Raw genomic sequence first — 1353 nt, 5'->3', positions numbered from 1 at the left:
GGGGATGAATTTTTCGCGGTGTTTAACCCCTTGTACCAGTCTTTGTTCAACGGTAATTGCCCGGTTGATAACAGTCACCCGTTACGGGGGATCGGGTATGAAGTGAAAGGACCGTATTACACGGATAGCCAGGTGAAGTCACTCGATGATGACAAGAATGTTTGGGTACATTCTTTAAAATACCCGTTTATGGGGAAAATTTTTGAGATTTTTCAGAATAACATGCATATCTTTGCTCGACCTACTGACATTTTTTTCCTTCCGGAGATTAAATCTATTTACGATTATCTTTCGAATCACACGTTACAAGATATGTTATTAGACCCAGGACTGGAAACGAGAATGGGAATATGGGTGTTCCTAATTAAGGTGAGGGATCTTTGGAATAGTTTAACGATGTATATACCACCAATAGAATTTCAGGCGTGCTTGGATAGTCTTTATAGTTATCGGCATGGGGAGATAGATTACGATTCGTTAGTGGGATTGTGGGGTACTCGTTGGGGAGTAGACGTAGACAATATCCTACAGAGATGGGTAATGGCGAGGCACGATCAATGTTTCAGGATAAAGGATGATATTTTGTATTATGATACTGTCGCAAAACGTATGAAAGTTATGGGAAACATCATGAACATTGGGAAAACAGGAGGAATGGTTTTTATCGAGCATAAACCGTTGCCTGACCAAAAAGTAGTCGAGCGCTTTAGTTGCTATTTGGAACCTGGCGAAACCAGAGCTTTTACTTTGGTGTCAGGATCTGTTATAAGTATGAATACTGGATTATCAGCAAATCGTCCTTGTGTTCGGTATTTTAGTCGTTATGTGAAGAAAGAAGGTGAGGATTTTGGAGAGTTTGGGGGAGAGTGGCGTTCTATTTCGGTAGAAGAATTCCTGGCAGGAGAAAATAAAAACGAGTTCGTGGTGGACGACCAGGATGCCGGTTTCGAGCTGGTGGACGGTAACCTCACCTTGTTTCAAAAATGGTTTAGAAAAGAGCCTCCTTTACGAGGTTTTCAGAAGGGAGAAACCTCCCGATGGGTACAGGTGATCACGGATAAGGCGTACGGGGATTTGATCCAAGGATGTTATTGTATCAGCGGTGGCGACGGCAAATCGACGGCCACGTGGCGGGTGAATCTTTCGGAAGCGGGACGCTATCGTGTGATGGCGAAAGTATATAAACAGTTTCTTGTTCCTGGTTTTGGATACCCGGAAGGGGTAATTTATCATTACACAATTTTCCACGGGGATAAGAAAGAGGAAGTGGCGGTGGCTCTGGACGAGATTCTCCCGGGGCGTTATGAATCCAGTGGCTGGGTTTCTCTTGGCGAATACGATTTCCCGGCGGGG

The 1353-nt window shown here is 44.1% G+C and carries 1 protein-coding gene; it reads left to right on the top strand.

The window, feature by feature from the left end:
- Nucleotides 1-189: 189 nt before the first annotated feature.
- Nucleotides 190-1353: hypothetical protein (locus tag PGR74_RS14045; RefSeq protein ID WP_270517382.1), on the top strand; the 1164-nt coding region annotated here is incomplete at its 3' end.

The sequence above is a fragment of the Sanguibacteroides sp. AM78-02pH3A genome (genome assembly GCF_027666085.1).
Lineage (GTDB): Bacteria > Bacteroidota > Bacteroidia > Bacteroidales > Marinifilaceae > Gabonibacter > Gabonibacter massiliensis.
This window is presented reverse-complemented; position numbering and strand designations above follow the sequence as displayed.